The sequence below is a fragment of the Pseudomonas sp. BN607 genome (assembly GCF_029871175.1).
Lineage (GTDB): Bacteria > Pseudomonadota > Gammaproteobacteria > Pseudomonadales > Pseudomonadaceae > Aquipseudomonas.
Genome location: NZ_SSOE01000024.1, coordinates 19,868 through 27,224 on the forward strand (window position 1 = coordinate 19,868; position 7,357 = coordinate 27,224).

The 7,357-nt window shown below is 64.1% G+C and carries 6 protein-coding genes and 1 tRNA gene; 1 reads left to right on the top strand and 6 read right to left on the bottom strand.

Features of this window, described 5'->3' with window-relative positions:
• Positions 1-21: 21 nt before the first annotated feature.
• The gene (locus tag E8E68_RS04740) at positions 22-3,318 is read left to right on the top strand and encodes a PAS domain S-box protein (protein WP_266033007.1); all 3,297 of its coding nucleotides are present in this window, start codon (positions 22-24) and stop codon (positions 3,316-3,318) included.
• A 76-nt stretch (positions 3,319-3,394) separates the two neighbouring features.
• Here the strand turns inward: E8E68_RS04740 and E8E68_RS04745 are convergent, their stop codons facing one another.
• From E8E68_RS04745 to E8E68_RS04770, 6 genes are all read right to left on the bottom strand, one after another.
• Complete coding sequence (locus tag E8E68_RS04745; protein WP_110744517.1) at positions 3,395-3,838, bottom strand: Hsp20 family protein; 444 nt, start codon at positions 3,836-3,838, stop codon at positions 3,395-3,397.
• A 224-nt stretch (positions 3,839-4,062) separates the two neighbouring features.
• Entirely contained in the window at positions 4,063-5,034 is a 972-nt protein-coding gene (locus tag E8E68_RS04750; RefSeq protein ID WP_110744518.1) for a tRNA-dihydrouridine synthase, read from the bottom strand.
• Between the two features lie 50 nt (positions 5,035-5,084).
• Positions 5,085-5,519, bottom strand: a complete 435-nt coding sequence (locus E8E68_RS04755; protein ID WP_266033012.1) for a thioesterase family protein — start codon at positions 5,517-5,519, stop codon at positions 5,085-5,087.
• 97 nt (positions 5,520-5,616) lie between these two features.
• Positions 5,617-6,450 carry an alpha/beta fold hydrolase gene (locus E8E68_RS04760; RefSeq protein ID WP_266033016.1) on the bottom strand — a complete coding sequence of 278 codons (834 nt, stop codon included), beginning with the start codon at positions 6,448-6,450 and terminating at the stop codon, positions 5,617-5,619.
• Positions 6,451-6,465: 15 nt separating this feature from the next.
• Positions 6,466-7,005 carry a TetR/AcrR family transcriptional regulator gene (locus E8E68_RS04765; protein WP_280339962.1) on the bottom strand — a complete coding sequence of 180 codons (540 nt, stop codon included), beginning with the start codon at positions 7,003-7,005 and terminating at the stop codon, positions 6,466-6,468.
• A 171-nt stretch (positions 7,006-7,176) separates the two neighbouring features.
• Positions 7,177-7,252 (bottom strand) — tRNA-Glu (locus E8E68_RS04770).
• Between the last annotated feature and the right edge of the window lie 105 nt (positions 7,253-7,357).

Here is a 7,357-nt window from a genome sequence, read left to right on the forward strand (position 1 = left end):
TTCGCCAAAGGTCTGGTACCGATGCCCAAATCAGCTAACCGCTTTTTGCGCCTGCCGAGAATACCCGCGGCCGACCCCGAAGAGTCCGAACAAGCCTGGCAGAACGCCCCGCAACTGCTGGCCGCGCTCAACGGCGCGCGCCTGGGGGCCTGGCTATGGGATATCGAAAGCGGCCGGGTCAGCTGGTCGCGCGGCACCCAGGCGCTGTTCGGCTTCGACCCGCAACGGCCGCTGCCGGCCGATGTCGATTACCTCGACCTACTGCCCGAGGAGGACCGCGCCCGCACGCGACAGGTGTTCCAGGCGATATTCAACGGCGAGCCGGTGGAACAGGCCATGCGCCACCGCATTCGCTGGCCGGACGGCACCCTGCACTGGCTGGAAATCAACGGCAGCCTGACCCACGACCAGCACGGCCGAGCGCAGATGATCGGGGTGATCCGCGAGATCACCCGCCAGCGCGAGCGGGAAACGGCGCTGATCAACTCGGAAAAGCGCTTCGCCACGCTGTTCCACCTCAGCCCCAACGCCATTTTGCTGACCCGGCGCCACGACGGCATGATTTTCGAGGTCAACCAGCATTTCGAGGACATGTTCGGCTGGCCCGGCACCCAGGTGATCGGCAAGACCAGCCTGGAACTGGGCCTGTGGGTCAACCCGGAACAGCGCCACCAGGTGATGGAATCGACCCGCGCCAACGGCGGCCCGCTGATCATGGAGGTGCAGTTCCGCGCCACCAGCGGCAAAATCCACGACGGCATTCTCTGCACCCAGGGCATCGAGCTGGAGGGGGTGACTTTTCTTATCAGCACCTTCGTCGACACCACCGAACGCAAGCGCGCCGAGCAGGCGCTGAAAGACAGCCAGGAACGCCTGGACCTGGCCCTGGACTCGGCGCAGCTGGGCACCTGGGACTGGCACATCCCCAGCGGCATGCTCTACGGCTCGGCCCGCGCCGCGCAACTGCACGGCCTGCCGCCGATCCCCTTCCACGAATCGTTCGACGCGTTTTTCGAGGGGGTACCGGAACAGGAGCGCAACTCGATGCGCCAAGCCTACCGCAGCTTGCGCGAAGGGCCCGCTGGCAACTACCAGATCACCTACCGGGTGCAGCTGGAAAACGGCATTTCGCGCTACATCGAAAGCCGCGCCCGGTTGTACCGCGACGAGCAGGGCAACCCGCTGCGCATGGCCGGTACCTTGCTCGACATCACTGACCAGGTGGAGCGCGAGCAGCGCCTGAGCGCCTCGGAAGAGAAATTCGCCAGCCTGTTCCAGGTCAGCCCCGACCCAATCTGCGTTACACGCCAGGACACTGGCCAGTTCATCGAGATCAACCCGGCATTCACCCAGACCTTCGGCTGGAATACCGAGCAGGTGCTTGGCCGCACCGCCGAGGAAATCGGCCTGTGGGCCGAGTCCATCGAGCGCGCACAACGTATCGAACGGGTCATCCGCGAACAGGCCCTGAGCAACGTCGCAGTGGTGGTCAACCACCGCAGCGGCGCACCGCTAACGTGCGTGATATCCAGCCGCCTGATCACCGTCGACGACCAGCCCTGCAGCGTCACCACCCTGCGTGACATCACCCAGCAGCAACGCGCCGAGGCGGCGCTCAAATCGAGCGAGGAGAAGTTCGCCAAGGCCTTCCACTCCAGCCCCGACGCCATCACCATCACCGAACGCCACAGCGGCCGTTACCTGGAGATCAACGACGGCTTCTGCCGCCTGACCGGCTATAGCGCTGCCGAAGTGATCGGCCATACGGTGTACGAGATCGGCATCTGGGCGGACGACAAGCAACGCAGCGCGTTGTTGGCCGAGTTGCGCGAGCGCGGCCGGGTGCATCACCGCGAAATGCTCGGGCGCAACAAGCGCGGCGACATTCTTACCGTGGAAGTATCGGTGGAGCCGATCACCCTCAACGAAGTGGAATGCCTGCTGCTCAATGCTCGCGACGTCAGCCAGCTGAAGAACGCCCAGGCGCAGATCCGCCACCTCGCCTACCACGATCCGCTGACCAACCTGCCCAACCGCGCGTTGCTGATGGACCGCTTGAGCCAGCAGATCGCCCTGCTCAAGCGCCACAACCTGCGCGGCGCCCTGTTGTTCCTTGACCTCGACCACTTCAAGCACATCAACGACTCACTGGGCCACCCGGTGGGCGATACGGTGCTGAAGATCATCACCGCCCGACTGGAGGCCAGCGTACGCCTGGAGGACACCGTCGCACGCCTGGGTGGCGACGAGTTCGTGGTGCTGCTCAGCGGCCTGGAAGGCAGCCGCGAAGTGGTGGAAGAAAAGGTCCGCGAACTGGCCGACACCCTGCGCGAGCTGTTGGCCGAGCCGATGTCGCTGGATGGCCAGCGCCTGCAGGTAACGCCAAGCATCGGCGTGGCACTGATCCCCGACCATGGCACCACCCCGGCCGACCTGCTCAAGCGCGCCGACATCGCCCTGTACCGGGCCAAGGACTCCGGGCGCAATACCACCCAGCTTTTCCACACCACCATGCAGAAGGCCGCCAGCGAGCGCCTGCGCATGGAAAACGACCTGCGCCTGGCCCTGGCCCGCGGGGAGCTGGCACTGCACTATCAGCCACAGGTGGATGCACGCGACAACCGCATCGTCGGCGCCGAAGTACTGTTGCGCTGGCACCACCCGCAACTCGGCCAGCAGCCGCCGGCGCAGTTCATCCAGGTACTGGAAGAAAGCGGCCTGATCCTGGAGGTTGGCAGCTGGATCCTCGACGAAGCGTGCGATGCTTGTGCGCGCATGCTGGCCGACGGGCTGATCGACGCCGATGATTTCAGCCTGTGCGTGAACATCAGCCCACGGCAATTCCGCCAGAATGATTTCGTTGGGCGGGTATTGCGCAGCCTCGACGACTACCGCCTGCCACGGCAAATGCTGAAGCTGGAGATTACCGAAGGCATTGTCATCCAGAACCTGGAAGACACCATCAGCAAGATGCGCGAACTGAAGCGCTACGGGGTGAGTTTTGCAATGGATGACTTCGGCACGGGCTATTCCTCGCTGACGTATCTGAAGCGCCTGCCGGTGGATGCCCTGAAGATCGACCAGACCTTTGTGCGCGATGCACCCGTGGACCCGAACGACGCGGAAATCGTCCGCGCCATCGTCGCCATGGCCCGCAGCCTGGACCTGGCGGTGATTGCCGAGGGGGTGGAGCTGACCGAACAGCTGGAGTTCCTGGAGCGGCTAGGGTGCCACCTGTACCAAGGGTATCTGCACAGCCGGCCGTTGCCGTTACCGGAGTTTCGGCAGATGTTGCTGGAGGCGCCGGCGGGCTACTGACCCTGGCGCCGCCGTGACCCTGCCAAGGGCATAACAAGAAGGGCACCCGAGGGTGCCCTTCTTCACATCAACACAATCAGTTCAGCGCTGGCTTATCGCCGTTGATCGGAATGCGCTTGGCCTTGGCTTCTTCAGGCACGATGCGCAGCAGGTCGATGCTGAGCAGGCCGTTGGCCAGGCCGGCGGCCTTCACTTCGATATGGTCTGCCAGGCGGAACGACAGCTTGAAGGCGCGTTGCGCGATGCCCTGGTGCAGGTAGGTCACCTCGGCGGGGCCATTATCACGCTTGCCACCGGTAACGGTCAGGACACCCTTTTCGACCTGCAGGTCGAGGTCCTGTTCCTGGAAACCGGCTGCGGCAACCACGATGCGGTAGTGGTCATCGCCATGCTTTTCCACGTTGTAGGGCGGGTAGCTGCTACCGGCCTCGTTACGTGCCGCGGATTCGAACAGGTCGTTGAACCGGTCGAAACCAACGGAATGGCGGAACAGTGGAGCGAGAGAGAAAGCGGTGGTCATGGTCATTAACTCCTGAGATTCAGCAAGTAAGTCACTACGCGACCCGACTTCGGCATCGCGTACTCAAGAGATATGGCCTAGGGAAACGCTTTCAAGGGGCAATGATAAAAAATTTGAAATCGGTGTAGCCCTTTTCGCGGGCATGCCCGCTCCCACAAGATCACCACAGAGCTCAGTACCCGTGCACTACCTGTGGGAGCGGGCGCGCCCGCGAAGAGGCCAGATCAGGCAACACAGGCCTCCAAAGCCTGCACCTCCACCCCCAGCAACCGGCTGATCCGCGCGCAGTCATCTTCCCGGCGCAACTCGGCAAACAGCACCACCGCCTCGGGATAACTGCGGGTCAGCATGGCCAGCCACTGCTTCATCCGGCCCGGCGCGTAGCGCGGTGACAGTTTGGCCTGGGCCTGGCGCCAGAACTCGCGCAGCAACGGCAGCAGGTCATTCCAGCTCATCGGCTGGTACTCGCGCCCATCCCGTGCCGCAGCGATCTGCAGGCCCAGGTCCGGACGCGAAACCAGCCCGCGACCGAGCATGATGTCTTCGGCGCCACTGACCTCCCGGCAACGTCGCCAGTCGTCGACGGTCCAGATCTCGCCGTTGGCGAACACCGGCACCTTGACCACGTCCTGCACCCTCGCCACCCACTCCCAGTGGGCCGGCGGCTTGTAGCCCTCGACCTTGGTGCGCGCATGCACCACCAGGTGCGCCGAACCGCCTTCGGCCAGCGCGGTGGCGCAATCCAGCGCACCCTCCGGGCTATCGAAGCCCAGGCGCATTTTTGAGGTCACCGGGATATGTGCCGGCACTGCGCGGCGCACTTCACGCACGATGGCGTGCAACAACTCCGGCTCCTTCAGCAGTACCGCGCCACCGCGAGACTTGTTCACGGTCTTGGCCGGGCAACCGAAGTTCAAGTCGATCACCGGCGCACCCAGCTCGCAGGCCAGCGCGGCGTTCTCCGCCAGGCAAACAGGGTCAGAGCCTAGCAGCTGCACGCGCATCGGCACCCCGGCAGCCGTCAGCGCGCCCTGGCGCAACTCGGGCGCCAGCTTGTGGAACGAGGCAGGCGGCAACAGGCGGTCGCACACGCGAATGAACTCGGTGACGCACCAGTCGATACCGCCCACGCGGGTCAGCACGTCGCGCAGGATGTTGTCGACCAGCCCCTCCATGGGGGCCAGGGCAATTTGCATGTCGGGGTCTCGGCGGAAAAGCCGGCAGTCTAGCAAAAAACACCGGGGTATCAGGCGCCGATCAGCGCCGGGCCGTAACCGTCGAGGAATTCTGCCGGCATGCGCCGGGGTTTGCCGCTGGACAGCTCGATGCAGGCAAACGTGGTTTGGGCGCGCAAAAGAGTTACGCCGTCACGCGGGCGCTTGAGCTGGAAACGCCGGGTCATGCGCAAGCGCTGGTCCCAGTCGATGATCCAGGTGGCCAGTTGCAGTTCGTCGTCTTCGTAGGCGGCAGCCAGGTAGTCGATTTCGTGGCGCACCACCGCCATGGCCCGATCCAGCCGCCGGTACTCGGCCAGGTCCAGGCCCAGACGCTGGGAGTGACGCCAGGCACAGCGCTCCAGCCAGGTAACGTAGACCGCGTTATTGGCGTGACCGAGGCCGTCGATGTCCTCGCTGCTGACGCGCAGGTCGATGACGAAGGGTGTTGCCAGGTCCCAGCTCATGTTCGCTTCCTTGGCACAAAAGCCGATTTAGCAGCGACCTGCGGGGTAATGTCCAGCCCCTGTGGCAGATTTACCGGCCTCATCGCCGGCAACACCCTCAGGCAGTTTGTCGCGCTGGCACGTCGGCGCGGGCCAGCAATTCGAGCACGGCGACACTCAGCCGTGGGTCGGCCAGCACCCGCTGATGGCCGCCTTCCTCCAACACCAGCAAGCGGCTGTCGAACCAGGCTTTGTGAATAATATCGGCCTCATCGGCAGGCACCAGAACGTCATCGGCGGCATGCACCACCAGACCCGGGAGCTCCAGTTGGTAACCACTGACATCCAGCCGGGCAATCTGCATGCCGACGTCGCGTTCCACCTGGCGAATGAACGCCGCCCGCGCCCGTGCTGGCAACCCCAAGCGCCGGGCAAAGCCACGCAGCACGCCCAGCAGCCGGGCCGGGGCAGCGATGCTCACCGCCGCTTCCGTGCGCAACCCCATCTGCAGGGCCAGCAACACACTGGCACCGCCCATCGAGTGGCCGATCACCGCGCGCAGGGGCGGCAACTCGGCGGCAGCTTCCAGCAGCGCGCGGGCAAACAGCACCACATTCGCCTGCTGACCGGGCGAACGGCCATGCCCCGGCCCTTCCAGCGACACCACCGTGTACCCTGCCTGAACCAGGGTTTCGATCAAGGCGGCAAACTGAGTGGGCCTGCCCTCCCAACCATGCATCAGCAGCACGGTAGGCCCCTGCCCCCAGCGCAATGCAGACAGGCCAAAGCGCAAGGTGATGCGCTCGGCACTGGCCAGCAGGGGCAACTCCCAGTGCCGCGGCGGCAGGTTGCGCGGGGTCATGAAGGCACGGCGCATCTTGCCCGCGACGTGCTCGGGGGCCAGGCGGCCCAGGGTGCCATTGACACCACGAATCCAGCTCAGGGTAGTCATCGCCATGCTCCAGGGTTAAAGCACCGCCGATTTGGCGGCGCGCAGAATGCGGTCAGACAGATCACTGGTACCCAGTGCCCGGGCCAACGCCAGGCCGCCAACCATCAGCGCCAGGTCGGCCAGCGCCTTGTCGGCGTCTTCAGGGCGGTCAACCATCGCGACAGTCATCAACTCGATGTGCTCGGCCAGCACCTCACGAAAGGCCTCAGGGAGGCGCTGCATTTCGCCCAGCGAGTTGGGCAAGGGGCATGCGTGCACTTCGGCATCCCGGTGCTTGCGCGACAGGTAGAAGGCGCCGGCCAGTGCCCGCCGCCCTGCACCATCGAGGTTGGGGTCGATCTGCGCGAGCAAGGCGCGGCGCTCTCCCAACAGCTGGCGAAACGCTTCGAGCATCAAGTCGTCCTTGCTGTCGAAATGGGCGTAGAAGCCCCCAACGGTCAGCCCAGCAGCCCCCATCACCTGGCTGACACTGGGCTCGGCCGGCCCGTGCTGGATCAGCGCACTGCGGGCAGCCTCCAGTATGCGTTCGCGGGTTCTGCTCTTCTTGTCGCTCATTCGGCGCTCACAGGGCGAAATATGATGATCGAAATATTATTCTCATCATATTTTTTGGCAAGCGGAATCTGCGGCCGTTTGTCGGCAGACAATTTTAGGGAGATAAGAAAAACAAAAGGCCCATTCAATAATCGAATGAGCCTTCAAAGTCCCGCAAAACGCGGGTAAAAATGGCGTCCCCTAGGGGACTCGAACCCCTGTTACCGCCGTGAAAGGGCGGTGTCCTAGGCCACTAGACGAAGGGGACGTAACCTTCGCGAAGATTCACTTGCGTGAACCCTGGCAGAAATGGTGGAGCTAAGCGGGATCGAACCGCTGACCTCCTGCATGCCATGCAGGCGCTCTCCCAGCT

Coding starts and splice junctions, on each gene's coding strand:
- E8E68_RS04755 (WP_266033012.1), bottom strand. CDS start 5,519: ATGAGCTGGGACCTGGCAACACCCTTCGTCATCGACCTGCGCGTCAGC.
- E8E68_RS04750 (WP_110744518.1), bottom strand. CDS start 5,034: ATGCAAATTGCCCTGGCCCCCATGGAGGGGCTGGTCGACAACATCCTG.
- E8E68_RS04760 (WP_266033016.1), bottom strand. CDS start 6,450: ATGACTACCCTGAGCTGGATTCGTGGTGTCAATGGCACCCTGGGCCGC.
- E8E68_RS04740 (WP_266033007.1), top strand. CDS start 22: ATGCCCAAATCAGCTAACCGCTTTTTGCGCCTGCCGAGAATACCCGCG.
- E8E68_RS04745 (WP_110744517.1), bottom strand. CDS start 3,838: ATGACCACCGCTTTCTCTCTCGCTCCACTGTTCCGCCATTCCGTTGGT.
- E8E68_RS04765 (WP_280339962.1), bottom strand. CDS start 7,005: ATGAGCGACAAGAAGAGCAGAACCCGCGAACGCATACTGGAGGCTGCC.